Source organism: Streptomyces sp. NPDC058231, assembly GCF_042882275.1.
Lineage (GTDB): Bacteria > Actinomycetota > Actinomycetes > Streptomycetales > Streptomycetaceae > Streptomyces.
In genome coordinates this window covers 173673-189807 of record NZ_JBHVWN010000004.1, presented here as the reverse complement: position 1 = coordinate 189807, position 16135 = coordinate 173673, and the positions used below count along the sequence as shown (strand labels likewise).

Sequence of the window (16135 nt, the reverse complement as noted above, 5' to 3'; positions counted from 1 at the left end):
ATGACGCCATACGCGCGCCGCGGAGTGCACGGTCAGACCGTGGAGACTCTTGCGCGCCGGGTGCTGAGCGGCGAGATCCCCGAAGGGGCGACACTCGACCTCGTGGCGCTCCAGAGCGAGCTGGACGTCAGCCTGACCGCCCTGCGGGAATCCCTCAAGGTGCTCGCCGCCAAGGGGATGGTCGACGCCCGCCAGAAGCGCGGCACCTTCGTCAGAGCCCGCTGCGACTGGAACCTCCTGGACGCGGACGTCCTGCGCTGGCAGTTCGCGGGCGGCACCGGATCCGGCACCGACCTGCCGCTGCTGCGCAATCTCGGTGAGGTGCGCGGCATCATCGAGCCGGCCGCCGTCCGGCTGGCCGCCGAACGCCGTACCGACACCGACCTCGACGCGCTCGAAGCGGCCCTGACCGCGATGGGCGAACAGGTGGGCGGCGCGGCCCACGCGGTCGAGGCGGACCTCGCCTTCCACCGCGCGCTCCTCGCGGCCACCCACAACGAACTGCTCGAACGCATGGAGATGGTCATCGAGTCCGGCCTCGCGCACCGTGACGAGATCGTGCACAGCTCGCCGCACGGCGAGGACCCCGTACCCAGCCACCGTGCCGTCCTGGACGCCGTACGCGACCGGGATCCGGCTGCCGCCGAACGCGCCATGCGGGCCCTGCTCGACCAGGCAGTACGCGACCTCGACCGGGCTCACGGCACCGGACCCGCCGACGACGAGGGGAACGGGACCCGGTGAAGATCACTCGTATCGAGACCTTTCTCGTACCGCCCCGTTGGCTGTTCTGCCGGATCGAGACCGACGAGGGAGTCGTCGGCTGGGGCGAACCCGTGGTCGAGGGCCGGGCCGAGGTCGTCCGTGCAGCCGTCGACGTGCTCGCCGAGTATCTGATCGGCCAGGACCCGCTGCGTGTCCAGGACCACTGGCAGGTGCTCAGCAAGGGTGGTTTCTACCGGGGCGGCCCGATACTCTCCAGCGCCGTCGCCGGTATCGACCAGGCCCTGTGGGACATCGCCGGAAAGGCGTACGGCGCACCCGTGCACGCACTGCTCGGCGGTCCGGTCCGCGACGAGGTCCGGGTGTACGCCTGGGTCGGCGGCGACGAACCCGCCCAGCTCACCGAGGAGATCACCGCCCAGGTCGAGGCCGGGTTCACGGCCGTCAAGATGAACGCCGCAGGCCGCACCTCACCCCTCACCACCCCGGCCGAGACCGCCGCCGTCGTCGACCGGGTGGCTGCCGCACGTGAGGTGCTCGGCCCCGGCCGGGACGTCGCCGTCGACATGCACGGAAGGTTCGGACCGGCCGGGGCCCGCCGGATCCTGCACGCCATCGAGCACCTGCACCCGCTGTTCGTGGAGGAACCGCTCCTTCCCGAGCAGGGGCACCTGCTGCCCGCACTCGTCGGCGCCACCTCCGTTCCCATCGCCACCGGCGAACGGCTCTACGGGCGTGCCGAGTTCCTGCCCGCCCTCGCGGCCGGGATCGCGGTCGCCCAGCCGGATCTCTCGCACGCCGGGGGCATATCCGAGGTGCACCGCATCGCCTCGCTCGCCGAGACCTACGGGGTACAACTCGCCCCGCACTGCCCCCTCGGTCCCATCGCGCTCGCCGCCAGTCTCCAGATCGCCTTCTCCACCCCGAACTTCCTCATCCAGGAGCAGAGCCGGGGCATCCACTACAACAAGGACGCCGACCTGCTGTCGTACGTTGTCGACACGGATCCGTTCCGCTTCGTCGGAGGACGCGCACAGCGCACGGTTCTGCCGGGTCTCGGTATCACCGTCGACGAGAACGCCGTGCGCGCGGCCGACCGGACCGGCCACGCCTGGCGCAATCCGGTGTGGCGGCACGACGACGGCGCCTTCGCCGAGTGGTGAGCTCGTTGACCGCCCTCACCATCGAGACCGACCCGGCCCACGGCGGACGGTGGACGTCGCTGCTGGCCGGCGGCCGGGAATGGCTCTGGCACCGTGACGAGCCACGTCGGGCCCGGGCCGTGCCCGGCGACGCCTTCGCCGACGCCGGTGGTCTTGAGGAGTGCGTACCGACCGTGCGCGGCACCCCCGATCACGGCGACGCCTGGGCCCGGCCCTGGCAGCGGGCCGCGGGAACGGAGTCCGTCGCCTGCGCCGACTTCCGGCTCAGCCGCCGGATCCGCGGCGACGAGGGGAGCGTGGTGGTCGACTACCGGCTCACGGCCGAGCCCGGCTACCGCTTCCTGTGGGCCGCCCACGCGCTGCTCGACCTCTCGGATGAGGCCCGCATCGGGATCGGGGACGGCACGCAGGCCCGCTTCTATCCGGACGGCGGCGCCCGGTGGGTCCCCTGCTCCTGGCCGTCGCAACCCGGACCGGCGGGCCGGCTCGACCGGCTCGGGCCGGAGGACGGGACGGCCGTCGGCGCGATCGTCGACTCCTCGCGGGTCTCCGTCCACGACGGCGGGGCCGTTCTGCGGATGGCCGTCGAGTCCGAGGGCCAGCCGGTCTCCGTCGCGGTCTGGCGTAACCTCGGAGGATTTCCCGAGCAGGAGCCGTACCGCTCCATCGGGGTCGAGCCCATGCTCGGTCGGGTCTTCGACCTGGCGGCCGCAGGGGACGGGGACGCCGCGTGCGTCCCGCGCAGCGGCGAGGTCCGCTGGCGCCTCACCATGACCGCGGGGGCGGAGACCGATCCGGAAACAGACCCAGTGACCGCAGTACCGACACAGTGACAGCAATACAGACAGGGAAGGGGACTCGCACGTGGATCTGCTGACCGCGCTGCGCACCCACCGGATCGTCGCCATCGTGCGCGGCGACGACGCGGACGCCGCACTCAGGACCGTACTGACCCTGGCCGAGGAGAACCTCCCGCTCATCGAGGTCTCCCTCAGCGGAAAGGACACGCTCGACGTCATCCGCCGGGCCCGCGCCGCCCTCGGTCCCGGCGCTCCACTCGGCGCGGGCACCGTTCTGACCGCGCAGGACGCCCGGGCGGTACGTGACGCGGGAGCCGACTTCGTCGTCACTCCGGCCGTCTGCGAGGCCGTCACGGAGGCCAAGCGGCTCGGGTTGCCCGTACTCGCGGGGGTGATGACCCCGACGGATGTCGTCGCCGCGCAACGGCTCGGCGCCGACGCGTTCAAGATATTTCCCGCCGCGCAGGCCGGCGGCCCCGGGTATCTGAAGGCGCTGCACGGCCCGTTCCCCGCCGCGCCGTTCGTGCCGGTCGGGGGAGTGGACGCCGAGGCGGCCGGCGCCTATCTCGCGAACGGGGCCACGGCGGTGGGCGTCGGCTCACCGCTGATCGGCGACGCGGCGGACGGCGGTAGCCTCGACGCTCTCCGCGAGCGAGCCCGCGCCTTCCTCGATGCCGTACGTGCCACCGCCCCCGCGGGCGCCGGGCGATGAGCGCCGACACACCGGCCGTGTGCTGGCAGGACCGGCTCGGGCTGGGCGAGGGGATACGCGCGGTCGACGGCGGCATCGTCCTCGTCGACATCCTCACCGGACGGCTGCTGGCCGGACCGGCGGACCGCACGGCTCCGCTGACGCAACTCGCCGGGCTGTCCGAACCCCTGGGCGCGGTCGCTCCGGTGGACGGACGTCCGGGCACCTGGATCGCGGCCGCGGGAACCGGTATCTGCCTGCTCTCCCCGGACGGGCGGACCACATGGCTCGCCCGCCCGGAGGACGGCGCCGCGCGAGCCATGCGGATGAACGACGCGACCGCCGATCCGTACGGCAGGTTCTGGGCCGGCAGCATGGCCTACGACGCCGTGGACGGCGCCGGTTCCCTCTACCGCATCGACCACGACGGCACGGTGGTCCGGGCGCTGGAGGGTCTGACGGTGCCCAACGGCCCGGCGTTCAGTGCGGACGGCACCGTGATGTACCTCGCCGACAGTGCCGAGGGCGTCATCCGCCGCTACCCGGTCGACCCGGAGACCGGGCTGCCGGGCACGCCGGACACTTTCGCCGAGTTCGACCGCGGCAGCCCCGACGGCATGACGGTGGACGCCGGAGGAGGCCTGTGGACCGCGGTCTGGGGCACCGGCACCGTCCACCGCTTCCGCGCCGACGGCACCCCGGACCAGCAGATCAGGCTCCCCGCCACGCAGCCCGCCGGGGTGTGCCTCGACGGGGACACCCTGTACATCACCAGCGCCCGGCACGGTCTCGCCACACCCGGACCGCTGGACGGTGCGGTCTTCGCCGTGCGGGTCGAGGTGCCCGGTTCGCCCGCGTGCGCCTACCGGTTCGGGGTGGCCGAGTGACCGTGACACCCGCGTCCCGCGACACCGGCCGGTGGCCCGCACCGGGCCCGGTGACGTGTATCGGTGAGACCATGGCCGCTCTGGTCCCGGAACCCGCCGCCCCGCTGGACGGGGCCGGTCGGCTCGCGGTCCGGATCGCGGGCGCCGAGTCCAACGTGGCGATGTACCTCGCCGACCACGGGGTGCCGGCCCGGTGGGTCTCGGCTCTCGGTGACGACCCGTTCGGACGCCGGATCCGTGCCGAAGTGGCCGCGTCCGGCGTCGATGTCAGCGGCGTACGCACCGACCCGCACCGCTCGACCGGAGTGCTTTTCAAGGACCCCGGCACCGACGGCACCCGGGTCCACTACTACCGCCGCGGTTCCGCCGCCTCGGCCCTGACCCCGGATCTGCTGGACGACGACGCCGTGCGCACCGCCGGGCTCATCCACCTCACCGGCATCACCCCGGCGCTTTCGACAGGGTGTCGTGACCTGGTCACCGCGTTGCTGGAGCCCGCGACCGGCGAACGCCCGTGCCCCGTCAGCTTCGATGTCAACTACCGGGCCGCCCTGTGGCCGGACGGTACAGCGGCCCCCGTGCTGCTCCGGCTCGCCCTGCGGGCGGACATCACGTTCGTCGGCCTCGACGAGGCGCAGGCCCTGTGGGGAGTCGGACTGACCGATGCCTTCGCCGTACGGGAACTGTTGCCGGAGCCGCGCATTCTCGTCGTCAAGGACGGCGGGCGGGCGGCCACCGCCTTCGACGGCCCCGGGTTCCACACCGTGCCCGCGCCGCGGGTCGAGGTCGTCGAACCGGTGGGTGCCGGTGACGCGTTCGCGGCCGGGTTCCTCGCCGGGCTGCTGCGCGGTGAGGACACCGTGAGGGCGCTGCGGCTGGGGCATCTCACGGCGGGCGCGGCGCTGCGGGTCATCGGCGACCACGGACCGCTCCCGGACCGGGCCCGGCTGGCCGCGCTGTTGGAGGCAGCACCCGACGAGTGGTCAGGAGGAGGGTGATGCGGCGCAGCGTCAATGAAGTCGGCCGGCCGCAGCCGGTTCACGCCACGTGTGGCCCGGAGACGAAGTTGCCGCTCCTGTCGTAGGGCCAGGCGTTGGCGATGCATCCGTGCAGGCCCTTGATCTGTTGCATCATCACGGGGGCCAGTCGGCCGGGACCCGCGCAGGTCATGTGCGTGTGGCCCAGGAAGTGCCCCATCTCGTGGTTGATGATCAGCGCCCGGTAGTCATGTGTCGGACCGTCGAACGTGGGCGAGCCCTCGACCCAGCGCTTGAGGTTCACCACCACCGCGTGGGAGATTTCGCAGTTGTACTCGCCGCCGGTGTCCTGATGGATGCCCGCCCAGCACAGGGCGTCCGCCGTTCCCGGTGTCGCGATCTTCACCTTGAGGTCGTGAGGCTGCCCCGCGCTCACCAACTGGAACGAGGAAACCCCGTCGTGGGTCCAGCCCCGGGGAGCGGCAAGTATGTCGGCGATCTCCTCCGCCGCCTGGGCCGGCGAGAGGTCGAGCCCGGCCTCGACCTCCACCGCATAGCGGAGCAGATGCGTTCCGTGACCGACCTTCGCGCCACTGGCGCGCGCGGTGACGAACCTGCCGGTGCCGGTCGAGGGGACGTCGATCTTGGTGGGAGTCGGTGTGGGCGTCCGGGTGGGCGTCGGCGTGATGCGCGCGGCGCTCCGTGGGAGCGGTGCACCACTCGACGCGTCGCTTCGTCCGCCGTCAAGGAAGAACGCCGCAGAGCCGAGCAGGCCGGCAGCCGCCAGCATACCGACCAGATAGCTCCGTGCCCGGCGGCGCGGACGGTTCCGGCGGTGGGGGGACCGGTGCTGATCGTGATGGGGGGACCGGTGCCGACGGCCACCGCGGTGGGAGGACGCGGCGCTGCCGGTGGGCGGTGCGGGTTCCCGCTCTCGTGCCGATTGCATGGCAGCTCAGACTGGTCACGCCAGATGATGGCCCCTGGTTCACATGGTCACGAAAAGGTAACGAGTGGGCTTGGGGTGACCCCCGTCGCATCCGACCGGACCGCTGGCGGAACGGCGCCTCTCGGCCGGCCGGTTCGGCGCGACCGTCCGGCGCGCGGCTCGCCGGACGGAGGTCGCCCGGACTTCCCGATCCGTTGTGACCCTTCTGTAACAGCTCCCGAGAGGGGCCCTCGTCCAGGACGGTCGTCGAACGCGGTCTGCCTACACTGTCGACGTGCCACGAGTCCTGATTGTCGAAGACGACCCAGATGTCCGTAAGGCCGTCCAGCTGGCGCTGCGACATCAGGGGCACGAAGTCTTCGCCGCCGGAACGGGTGAAGAGGGATTGCAACAGCTCCACCCCTTCCATCCGGACGTCGTCGTGCTCGACCTCATGCTGCCCGGCATGTCCGGCCTGGACGTATGCCGGCGGATCAGGGATCGCGACCAGGTCCCGATCATCATGGTGACCGCCAAGGGGGACGACATCGACGTGGTCGTGGGGCTGGAGGCCGGCGCGGACGACTACGTCGTCAAGCCGGTGCAGGCCAGGGTGCTCGACGCGCGAATACGGGCCGTGCTGCGCCGGCAGGACGTGTCGGTCTCCGACACCGTCCGACCGAGGGCGGAGGCGCACGGCGAGCTGGTCATCGACCGGGCCGGGCTGCAGGTGACGCACCGCGGTGAACTTGTCGCGCTCGCCCCCTCCGAGCTTCGTCTGCTGCTGACCCTGTCGGCCTCGCGCGGTCAGGTATTCAGCCGCCAGCAGCTGCTGGAAGCGGTCTGGGAGCACAGCTACCACGGTGACATACGGCTCGTGGACGCCTGTGTGAAGCGATTGCGCAGCAAGCTCGGTGAGCTGGGCGGGGATCCCCGGTACATCCAGACCGTACGCGGCTTCGGTTACCGCTTCGGTTCCCCGTGAGCGGCCAGAGACACGTGCGGGCACGAAAGGCCGTACGGAAACTCGAGGCCGGCGCGGCACGGCGGGGCCCCAGGCCGGTGCGGTTCCTCCGGGCGCTCCTGGCGCAGGCCTGGCTTCCTCTGCGGGGACTGCGCTCCCGTTTGGTGGTGGCCTTCGCCCTGGTGGCCGTGGTCAGTGCCCTGAGCACCGGAGCCCTCGCCTTCCGAGAGGCGCGCACGGGGGTGCTGCAGCAGAGCCAGGACTCCGTCATCCGGCAGTTCCGGGCCAGCGTCGACGCCGTGGCTGTTCACACGCCCCTGGCGCCGAACCGGTCGCAGTTGCAGACGGCGGTGAACCAGGTCCTCTACGCCAACCAGGCGCAAGGGTGGCAGGTAATGGCCACGTACGGCAGCCTCCGCGCCTACGCGCCGAGTGACTTCTTCGGCAACCTGAGCCCGGAAGTGCGCCGGTCCGTACGAGACCATGGCGCTGCGGTGTTCCAGCGGGTGAATGACGGCGGGCATCCCTATCTCGTCGTCGGAATGCCGGTCACGTACAACTCGGGTGAGGGCACGGAGTCCAAGCTCTCGGGGCTCGTGATGTACCTGGTGGTGCCGCAGAACACCGAACAGGCCTACGTGCGAGCGATGATCAGCGCCATCGAGCACGCCACCCTGGTGGCACTGGGCCTCGCCGTCGTCCTGGCGCTGCTGGCCGCGAGCGGTGTACTCCGTCCCGTGCGGGCGTTGCGCCGGGCGACCCGCCGGATGGCCGAGGGGCACCTCGACGTCCGGCTGGCCGTGAACGGTTCCGACGAATTGGCCGATCTCTCGCGATCCTTCAACGACACCGCGGCCGCACTGGAGCGGTCGGTCGCGGAGCTGCGCCGCCTGGAGGCGCAGGCACGCCGCTTCGTCGCGGACGTCTCCCATGAACTGCGGACACCGCTGGCAGCGATGTCCGCGCTCACCGACGTGCTGGACGAGGACGCGCTGCGTCTGGGCCAGGAGACCGGCGATGCGTTGCAGCTCATCAGCGAGGGAACCCGTCGGCTCAGCGTGCTCGTGGACGACCTGATGGAGATCTCCCGCTTCGACGCGGGCGCGGTCGAGCTCAACCTGGACGAGATCGACTTGGCGGAGTCCGTACGGCACACCCTCGCCTCTCGGGGGTGGCAGGGGCAGGTGGAGACCGACCTGCCCCGACCAGGCGTGCTCCGGACGCGCGTGGATCCACGCCGACTCGACGTGGTGATGGCCAATCTGATCGGCAACGCGCTGCGTCACGGGGCGTCGCCGGTGCGGCTGACCATGGGCGTGAGGGAGGAGCGGGTGGACGTCGCGTGGGCCGTCATCGAAGTGACGGACGACGGACCGGGGATTGCCGAGGAAGCCATGCCGCACATTTTCGAACGCTTCTACAAGGCGAGCACCACACGGACCAGAAGCAGGAGCAGCGGCCTGGGCCTGGCCATCACGGCGGAGAACGTGCACCTGCACGGAGGACGCATCAGTGCGGCGAACCTGCCAGGGGGCGGTGCGGCGTTCACGGTCGAGCTCCCCCTGCACCGTGACTCCGCGGCTGCCGCGGAAGCCGCGGACGACGCCACCGCGGGTGCCTGGTGAAGGGCTCGCGCGTACCGGCGCTGCTGGTCGGGCTCACGGCCGCGCTCACGCTGGCGGCGTGCGGAGTCCCGCCGTCCGACGCCATCCAGGTCGGCGCCCCCGCGAGCGGTCTGTTCTCTCCCGAGCCCTCGGTAGCGACCGTGATTCCCGTCTATTTCCTGCGTAACGGTGCTCTCACGCCTTATCCCCGGAAAGTCAGCGACCCTGGGGACTTCGGGTCCGTCGTGGGCTTGCTGTTCGCCGGGCCGGCCAGGAGCGAGGCCGCGACGGCCACCACGGAGCTGCCTCGCCTGGCGGCGACACCGAATGTGACGCTCGGCAGCGACAACGCCTTCTCCGTCCAGCTCCCCGAAGATGTCCCTCCCCTCAGCCACCGGGCCATGCTGCAACTGGTGTGCACGGTGGCTCATCTGCCGTACGGCCCTGTGTCCACGGATGCGAATCGGGGCGGTGCCTCTGCGGCTCCATCGGTCCCGGCGCCACGCTCCGTCGCACACACGAGCATCCATGTGCTCGGGAGCGGATGGGCGATGACGCAGTCGAGCGGGTCCTGTCCCGATCCCGTCCAGCCGTAGGACGCTGTCTGCCGGCCGGCCCGTGTGCCCCACGTCTCCACCTTGGACTGTGCCTGTGTCTCTCACGGTTCATCGCGGTGGCCGCGACCAGGTCATGGCTTCGATGTCCAGGTCGTGACCTGCCCGGAGTCTGCGAGAAGCGGCGCCCCGGCACGCGGCCAGGGGCTCCGTGCCAGGGCTGCGGCGACATTCATCGGGCTCTGCTCCACTGCGAGTTCAGCTTCGCGCCGCGAGGATCCTCTCCGCTTCGGCGACCTTGCCCGCGTGCGCCGACCGGAGCCGGTGCAGTGCCGGTCCGTGCATCGCGATCATCGCCGACTGGATTCGCGACTCCACCGAGAACCACGTGTTCAGCAGGCTGGTCCGCTGCTTGCACCGCATATCGGCTTCAGCCGTGGCCACTTCGCGGGGGCCTGCGGCTTGCTCTTCGAGGAAGGCCTTGTCGCCGATGGCGGCAAGTGGTGTGGCGTACATGTAGCCACGCTCCGTCATGCATGCCGACCATCGCGCGAAAACGGTCCGCACACGTCTGTCGGCCATGGACTCCTTGAAGGAGCCGTCGGCTATGGACCCGGCGACCTGTGCGTCCGCCGGATCGTCGTGGCCCTCGCCGAGTTTCCGCGCCGCTTCTCCGAGGCAGCCGTTCTCCGGGACCTCTCTGCCCTGGTATTCGGAGTGCGTCTTTTCACCGGAAGCCGCGGCGCCCGTCAGGACCAGCCGCAGAGCGGGGCCGACCGACTGCGACTTCCCCGCAGACGGCTCAGGGGGCAGGTGATAACCGTACCGAGCGGCGTCGCCGGCGCCTAATACTCCAGCTGTAGATCACGATCACGCTTGGGTCGCCGCTTGGCGTCTGTAGTGGCTGAGCCGGGAACTGGCTTGACGACGCACCTGCCTGCGATGCGGTCCATCAGGCCCTCGAACGCTTCCTGCCGTGGGCAGCGTCTACGCTGTGGCCTGCGGCCGTCGCGTGATCGTGTGCCTTCACACGCCGATGATCAACGGTGGCCGCGTCCACGAGTGTCAGCGGGATGGGAAGGCTCGTCGAAGGAGACGCAGTGCTGGGATTGCTGGGCTTCTACGACGAACTGGACAACCGCTGCGGCCGGCCGAACGGATCGATATGCGATGCAGTCCAGCCTGTCGGTGAGCCGGATGAGATGGACCTGGTGGCCTACCTGGACGCCGGCCACGCCCTCATCGACGTCATGGAAGGCGGACGTGACGTCATCACCGGGAGCTTCCACCGGCACTCTTTGGGGTGCTCTTCCCTGGTGACCGACGGTTCCTGGCTGTGGCGCCTGGACTTCCCGCACTACGTGGAAACGCACCATGTTGCGCTGCCCGGCGCGTTCATCGAACACGTCCGCAGCCTGAACTATCAGATGCCCACCGTCGTCGTCGCGCAGTTCGCTCCGCACCACGACGAGACCATGCCCCTGGTCGGCTGGACCTCGGCTGTACCGTGGCGATCGACTGCAACCATGCTCGTGCCTGAACCACGAGCAGTGACCAGCAAGACCCAGTTCGACGCCGCGACGCTGGCCCAGGAACGGAACCGGCCGCACGGCAGCTGGGGCAGGCCGCGCAAACCGCGGAGAACATAGCCGCGCCGGCCAAGGGCGATCCACAGCTGGAATACCAGGACGGTGCCCTGCGGTGATCGGTCATCGGGCTGTTCATGCGGCGTTCCAGCCACGGTGGAGGTCGTGCTCTCGAGGCATCGAATCCGGTGAACGGTTCGGGCGCCGAAGGTGGGCCGTCGAGCCAACTTCTGCTCAAGGCGGGCCCATCACGCCTACGTCAAGACACCGTAGCCGTCGTGGCCCAACGGGCCGGCGAGGAGCCGTGCCGACGTCAAGGGGTCGTCATGCCGGATCCGAGCTGTGCGGCGAGTGCACGGGCACGCCGTAGGGCGTGCTCGTACTCCCTCTCACCGCGGTCGGTCGATCCAGCCAGTGCCGGAACACCGGAAGCCAAAGCCAGAGTCAGGCCGACGGTGACGAGGGTGACTCGCATCCTCATCTCTTCTCCCAGAATCAGCTCCAGAACGGGAGTCGCGTGATCGCGTCCCTCGTTCACCGTGCCCTTGTCGTAGTCGCCGCCCCGGCTCGTGACCAACACCGCCGGCCGGCCCGCAAGCGGGGCATCGGAGATCACCGACGGTGCTGTCAGCCCCGGGACGTGAATATGGTCCAGCCAGGCTTTGAGGCTGGAAGGCAGCGAATAGTTGTACAGCGGGACGCCGATGAGAAGCACGTCCGCATCGAGAAGCTCGGCGACGAGCCGTTGTTGGAGTTCCTCGGCCACCGGATCCGGCTGCGCACCCGTGCCGCGCAGCCGCGCTGCCCAGTGCAGGCTCGCATCGGGCAGATGCGGCAGCGGGTCGGCGTGCAGATCGCGATGGACCACCGTGTTCTCCGGCGAGGCGCGACGAAACGCTGAGGCGAAAGCCGCGGTGACAGCCCGCGACCGCGATGTCAGACGATCGGCCGAGGAATCCAGATGAAGCAGCGTTGGCATGTCGGCGATTCTTGCACCGGCCGCCCCCGCCGACAGGATTCCCTCGGGATGACGCTCACCGGCCACGGTCCGGCCCGCCGGCCGATCCTCGGGCAGGGTCCGCCTCGGCCGCGGTCCCCACGAGTGCCCGGCCCGATCGGCCGTCACCACCGGCCGATCCGTCGCTCCCCGGCACGCGGTTGGCATGTCGCCGTTGGGACATGTCGCAGGTGTGACACGTGATGCCAGTGACACGTTCGGTCCCGTCAGCGGATTCTTTCGCACAGGTTGTGACTCCCCATTTGTGCGAAAGGGTTTCCGCTGATGACATGGACCCGCCTGACGGCGGCTATCTCAACAGGGTTGATGCTGGTCGCCGGAGGCGTGCCGACCGCCGCCGCGACGCGTGCGGCAGCACCCGGGCCCGACACTCGCGCCACCGCGCCGGGCGTCCACTCCGCGACCGTACGACTGGTGTCCGGTGACAGGGTGACCGTGACGACGCTGCCCGGTGGACGGCGCACCGCGTCGGTGCGGCCGGGGCCCGGGCGCGAGCACATTCCCTTCCGCACGCTGGAGGGGGATGACAAGGCGCTGACCGTGATGCCGTTCGACGCCGAGGCGCTGGTGTCCGCCGGCACCCTGGACCGGCGGCTGTTCAACGTGACGGCCCTGATCGCCGACGGTTACGACGAGGCCCACACCGCCGGACTGCCCCTCATCGTCTCCTCGCGACCGCAGCCGGCACGGAACGGAGCGAGAGTCACCGAGCAGGCGGCGAAAGCCGCCGAGGCGACTGCCGACCGACTGGTGGCGTTCCGCGTTGCTACGACGCGCTCCCGGAGCCTGGAGAGCATCCACGCACGGTCGTTGCGGGTCGCCGGCGAGGACCTGGGCGCGTTCTGGAAGACGCTCGATCCCGGCGGAACATCGGACGCCGCCCGGTCCGCGGTCACTCCCCGGGTCTCGCTGGACGGCAAGGTGAAGGCGGTGCTGGACCGCAGCACCGCGCAGATCAACGCCCCCACCGCCTGGAAGGCCGGCTACGAGGGCCAGGGCGTCAGGGTGGCGATCCTCGACACCGGCGTCGACGCGGACCACCCCGACCTGGCCGGGCGAATCGCGGAGGAGAAGGATTTCTCCGGCAGTTCGAGCACCGATGACCACTTCGGCCACGGCACGCACGTCGCCTCGATCGTCGGCGGCACAGGCGCGGCGTCGTCGGGCAGCCGTCGCGGTGTGGCGTCGCGGGCCGATCTGCTGGTCGGCAAGGTGCTGGGCGACGACGGCTCCGGCTCGGAGTCGGGCGTCATCGACGGCATGGAGTGGGCGGCGGGCGAGCGGCACGCCAAGGTCGTCAACATGAGCCTCGGTTCGGACGGGGAGAGCGACGGCACGGACACGATGAGCCAGGCCGTCAACGCCCTGACCGCGTCCACCGGCGCGCTCTTCGTCGTGGCGGCGGGCAACGCGGGCCCGGGGCCGTCCACCGTCGGTTCGCCGGGCGCGGCCGACGCCGCGCTGACCGTCGGAGCCGTGGACCGCGACGACTCACTCGCCACCTTCTCCAGCCGTGGCCCGCGCCTCGGCGACAAGGCGGTCAAACCCGACGTGACCGCCCCAGGCGTCGGCATCGTCGCCGCCCGCGCGTCGGGCACCACGATGGGGGACCCGGTCGACGTCAACTACACCTCCGCCTCAGGCACTTCGATGGCCACGCCACATGTCGCCGGCGCCGCCGCGCTGCTGGCGCAGGAGCACCCCGACTGGACCGCCCCACAGCTCAAGGACGCCTTGATCAGCACATCCCACACGGTATCCGGCACGAAGGTCGCCGAGCAGGGCGGCGGCCGCATCGATCTGGCCGCAGCCATCGGCCCGGTCACGGCCACCGGCAGTGTCACTCCTGCGCCCCTTCAGGCCGGCGGCACAGGGGGACGGTCGGCCACCGTCCGGTACACCAACACCGGCGACCGCGAAGTCACACTCTCCCTGTCCGCCACCCTGGCCACCAGCACCGGGCGCGCCCTCCCGGCCGGCGCGGTCACCCTCGGCTCCGACACCGTGAAGGTGGCCCCCGGAGCCACGGCCGAGGTGCCGCTGAACACCGACGCCACCCATGTGACGCGCGGCGACTACTTCGGATACGTCACCGCCAGGTCCACCGGCGGCGCCGTGGTCGCCCACACCACCGTCTCCCTCGTGGTGCACGCCCCGCAGCACCGGTTGACCGTGGTGTACCGCAACCGCGACGGCAAGATCATGCCGGGCTGGCTGCCGAACATCTGGGGCCCCGACGGGTTCGTGCAGTACACGGACAGGGACGCGGCGGTCGCCGTCGTGGAAGAGGGCACGTACTACATCAACGGCGGTTTCTACGACGCTGCCGAAGACGGCCACGAGGCAGGCGACATCGTCGCTCCCGACGTGAAGGTCACCAAGGACATGACAGTGACGTTGGACGCCTCCAAGGTCACCGAGGTGAAGATCCGCACGCCTCGCCCCGCCGAGCAGCGCGGCATCCTCAGCACCATGTTCTACCGTCAGATCGACGGTCACGGCCTGCTCCAGGGGGCCATGTACTTCGACGAGGTCAAGCGCCTCTACGTCAGCCCCACCGCTCCGGTCACCGACGGCGCCTTCGAGTTCTCCTCGCGCTGGCAGATGACGGCTCCACAACTGCGGGCGAAGGTCCCGGGCAGTTCTCTGGGGTTCACCCCGTACTACTACCCGAACTCCCAGGTCTTCGGGGATCGTGGGGCGCGGCTGACCGCCGTGGACGCCGGCACGTCGACGGCGCCCGGGTTCAACCGGGCACGCGGCAAGCTGGCCGTCGTACGGCTCGAATACCCCGTGGACGACAGGGCGGTTGCGAAGGCCGCGGCGGCCGCGGGTGTCAAGGCACTGCTGGCGGTGCAGCCCGAGGGCATAGGCGACTGGACCCGGTGGCAGCCGAACGGAGACCGCTGGGCCCTGCCCACCATGCGGACGTCCTGGAAGAACGGGGCGGAGCTCCTGGCACGGGTGAAGAGGAGCACGACGTCGGTGCAGTTCTCCGGCACGGTGAACAGCCCGTACCTGTACGACGTGATGCAGGTCTCGAAGGGCTCCATCCCCAAGCAGGTGATCCACACCGTCTCGGCGCGGAACACCGCCGAGGTACACAGCACGTACACCCGCACCGGTGCCTCGGGCTGGGCGAGTGAGCAGCGTTTCGGATGGCGGCCGTTCCAGGACACCGCGTGGAACCAGTACAGCCGTTACGTTGCCGTGGGGCAGGAGCGCGTCGAGTACGTGAGCAGTGGTGACACGTTGTGGAACCACGTCGTGCATCACAATGTCGTGGACAACCCCGATCTCCCGCTGGAGGCGGGCATGCACGACGCCCCGCACACCTACCGGCCCGGCCGGCGTGCCACGGAGCGGTGGTTCGGAGCGGTGGTCCGCCCGTCGATCCCGCGTGGCGGTCACCTGCCGTCGGTGCGCAACGGCGACACCTTGTCGGTGTACGTGCCGGAGTTCAGCGACTCCGGCTCCGGCCACTGGTCGTTCGCGGAGGCCGACGCCTTCGGCGGCGGTGGCGTCGGCACCGGCGCCCGGACGTCCGAGGCGAACGACACGGCCACAGCGGTGCTGTACCGGAACGGGAAGCGGATCGCCGAGTCCGACGAGGGCGCCTGGGGCAACTTCGAGGTGCCCGCGGGCAAGGCCGACTACCGGCTGGACCTGGCGACCGCCCGCACCTCGGCCGACTGGCACTTCGGTACCGGGACGCGCACGTCGTGGACGTTCCGCTCGGACACCGCGGCAAGCACGGCCCTGCTGCCGCTGCTCCAGATCGACTACACCGCGCCGGTCGACGCCCGGAACGCGGTGGGCCCCCGGCGCAGGCACAGCATCGGCCTGAACGTCCGGATGCAGGACGGCATGGCGGCGCCGCGCGGCGTGACGCTCAAGGTCGAGACGTCCTACGACGACGGTCGTACCTGGACCGCTGCCACCACGGCCCGCCAAGGCAGCGGCTTCACCGCAACGGTGGAGCGACCGGCCCGGGTGCACGGCGACACATATGTGACGCTGCGTGTGACCGCGAAGGACACGGCCGGTAACACCGTCCGGCAGACGGTGGACCGCGCGTACCTGCAGCGCGGTACCGCATGAGCCGCCGGGAACCGTAGCGCGGACCGACCGGTCCAACCGCGGCGGGGGGCCCGGGCGGTACGGCCAGGCACCGCCCCCGCCCAGACCCCGCCCCCCCCGCCCCCCCAAACACCACCGCCAATACCAAACCCGTGGGAGC

The 16135-nt window shown here is 70.7% G+C and carries 14 protein-coding genes; 11 read left to right on the top strand and 3 right to left on the bottom strand.

Features of this window, described 5'->3' with window-relative positions; all coding sequences use genetic code 11:
* Genes ACFVXE_RS04770 through ACFVXE_RS04745 form a run of 6 tightly spaced genes read left to right on the top strand, consistent with a single transcriptional unit; the run spans position 1 to position 5262 of the window.
* Entirely contained in the window at positions 1-744 is a 744-nt protein-coding gene (locus tag ACFVXE_RS04770; protein ID WP_389669190.1) for a FadR/GntR family transcriptional regulator, read from the top strand.
* Positions 741-1886 (top strand): galactonate dehydratase, encoded by a 1146-nt coding sequence (gene dgoD / locus ACFVXE_RS04765; protein WP_389669188.1) that lies wholly within the window; start codon positions 741-743, stop codon positions 1884-1886. The genes ACFVXE_RS04770 and dgoD overlap by 4 nt, the downstream gene beginning before the upstream one ends.
* The gene (locus tag ACFVXE_RS04760) at positions 1883-2719 is read left to right on the top strand and encodes a hypothetical protein (RefSeq protein ID WP_389669186.1); all 837 of its coding nucleotides are present in this window, start codon (positions 1883-1885) and stop codon (positions 2717-2719) included. The genes dgoD and ACFVXE_RS04760 overlap by 4 nt, the downstream gene beginning before the upstream one ends.
* Positions 2720-2750: 31 nt before the next feature.
* The gene (locus ACFVXE_RS04755) at positions 2751-3398 is read left to right on the top strand and encodes a bifunctional 4-hydroxy-2-oxoglutarate aldolase/2-dehydro-3-deoxy-phosphogluconate aldolase (protein ID WP_389669184.1); all 648 of its coding nucleotides are present in this window, start codon (positions 2751-2753) and stop codon (positions 3396-3398) included.
* Positions 3395-4264, top strand: a complete 870-nt coding sequence (locus ACFVXE_RS04750; RefSeq protein ID WP_389669183.1) for an SMP-30/gluconolactonase/LRE family protein — start codon at positions 3395-3397, stop codon at positions 4262-4264. Before ACFVXE_RS04755 ends, ACFVXE_RS04750 begins: the two co-directional genes overlap by 4 nt.
* The gene (locus tag ACFVXE_RS04745; protein WP_389669181.1) at positions 4261-5262 is read left to right on the top strand and encodes a sugar kinase; all 1002 of its coding nucleotides are present in this window, start codon (positions 4261-4263) and stop codon (positions 5260-5262) included. Before ACFVXE_RS04750 ends, ACFVXE_RS04745 begins: the two co-directional genes overlap by 4 nt.
* Positions 5263-5302: 40 nt before the next feature.
* Here the strand turns inward: ACFVXE_RS04745 and ACFVXE_RS04740 are convergent, their stop codons facing one another.
* On the bottom strand, positions 5303-6031 hold the full coding sequence (locus tag ACFVXE_RS04740; protein ID WP_389669180.1) for a DUF3152 domain-containing protein: 729 nt from the start codon (positions 6029-6031) through the stop codon (positions 5303-5305).
* A 433-nt stretch (positions 6032-6464) separates the two neighbouring features.
* Between ACFVXE_RS04740 and ACFVXE_RS04735 the strand changes: the two genes are divergently transcribed.
* The 3 genes from ACFVXE_RS04735 (at position 6465) to ACFVXE_RS04725 (ending at position 9333) form a co-directional block, all read left to right on the top strand.
* Positions 6465-7154: a response regulator gene (locus tag ACFVXE_RS04735; RefSeq protein ID WP_389669179.1), complete on the top strand. Its 690-nt coding sequence runs from the start codon at positions 6465-6467 to the stop codon at positions 7152-7154.
* Positions 7155-7231: 77 nt separating this feature from the next.
* Positions 7232-8758: a sensor histidine kinase gene (locus ACFVXE_RS04730; protein WP_389669178.1), complete on the top strand. Its 1527-nt coding sequence runs from the start codon at positions 7232-7234 to the stop codon at positions 8756-8758.
* Complete coding sequence (locus ACFVXE_RS04725) at positions 8755-9333, top strand: hypothetical protein (RefSeq protein WP_389669176.1); 579 nt, start codon at positions 8755-8757, stop codon at positions 9331-9333. The genes ACFVXE_RS04730 and ACFVXE_RS04725 overlap by 4 nt, the downstream gene beginning before the upstream one ends.
* A gap of 216 nt (positions 9334-9549) precedes the next feature.
* Here ACFVXE_RS04725 and ACFVXE_RS04720 read toward each other — a convergent pair whose 3' ends face one another.
* Positions 9550-9825 carry a hypothetical protein gene (locus tag ACFVXE_RS04720; RefSeq protein ID WP_389669175.1) on the bottom strand — a complete coding sequence of 92 codons (276 nt, stop codon included), beginning with the start codon at positions 9823-9825 and terminating at the stop codon, positions 9550-9552.
* Between the two features lie 566 nt (positions 9826-10391).
* On the opposite strand from ACFVXE_RS04720, the gene ACFVXE_RS04715 reads away from it, so the two are divergent.
* The gene (locus ACFVXE_RS04715; RefSeq protein ID WP_389669173.1) at positions 10392-10940 is read left to right on the top strand and encodes a hypothetical protein; all 549 of its coding nucleotides are present in this window, start codon (positions 10392-10394) and stop codon (positions 10938-10940) included.
* A gap of 250 nt (positions 10941-11190) precedes the next feature.
* Here the strand turns inward: ACFVXE_RS04715 and ACFVXE_RS04710 are convergent, their stop codons facing one another.
* Positions 11191-11856 carry an FMN-dependent NADH-azoreductase gene (locus ACFVXE_RS04710; protein WP_389669172.1) on the bottom strand — a complete coding sequence of 222 codons (666 nt, stop codon included), beginning with the start codon at positions 11854-11856 and terminating at the stop codon, positions 11191-11193.
* Between the two features lie 303 nt (positions 11857-12159).
* On the opposite strand from ACFVXE_RS04710, the gene ACFVXE_RS04705 reads away from it, so the two are divergent.
* Complete coding sequence (locus tag ACFVXE_RS04705; protein ID WP_389669171.1) at positions 12160-15996, top strand: S8 family serine peptidase; 3837 nt, start codon at positions 12160-12162, stop codon at positions 15994-15996.
* The last annotated feature ends 139 nt before the right edge of the window (positions 15997-16135 follow it).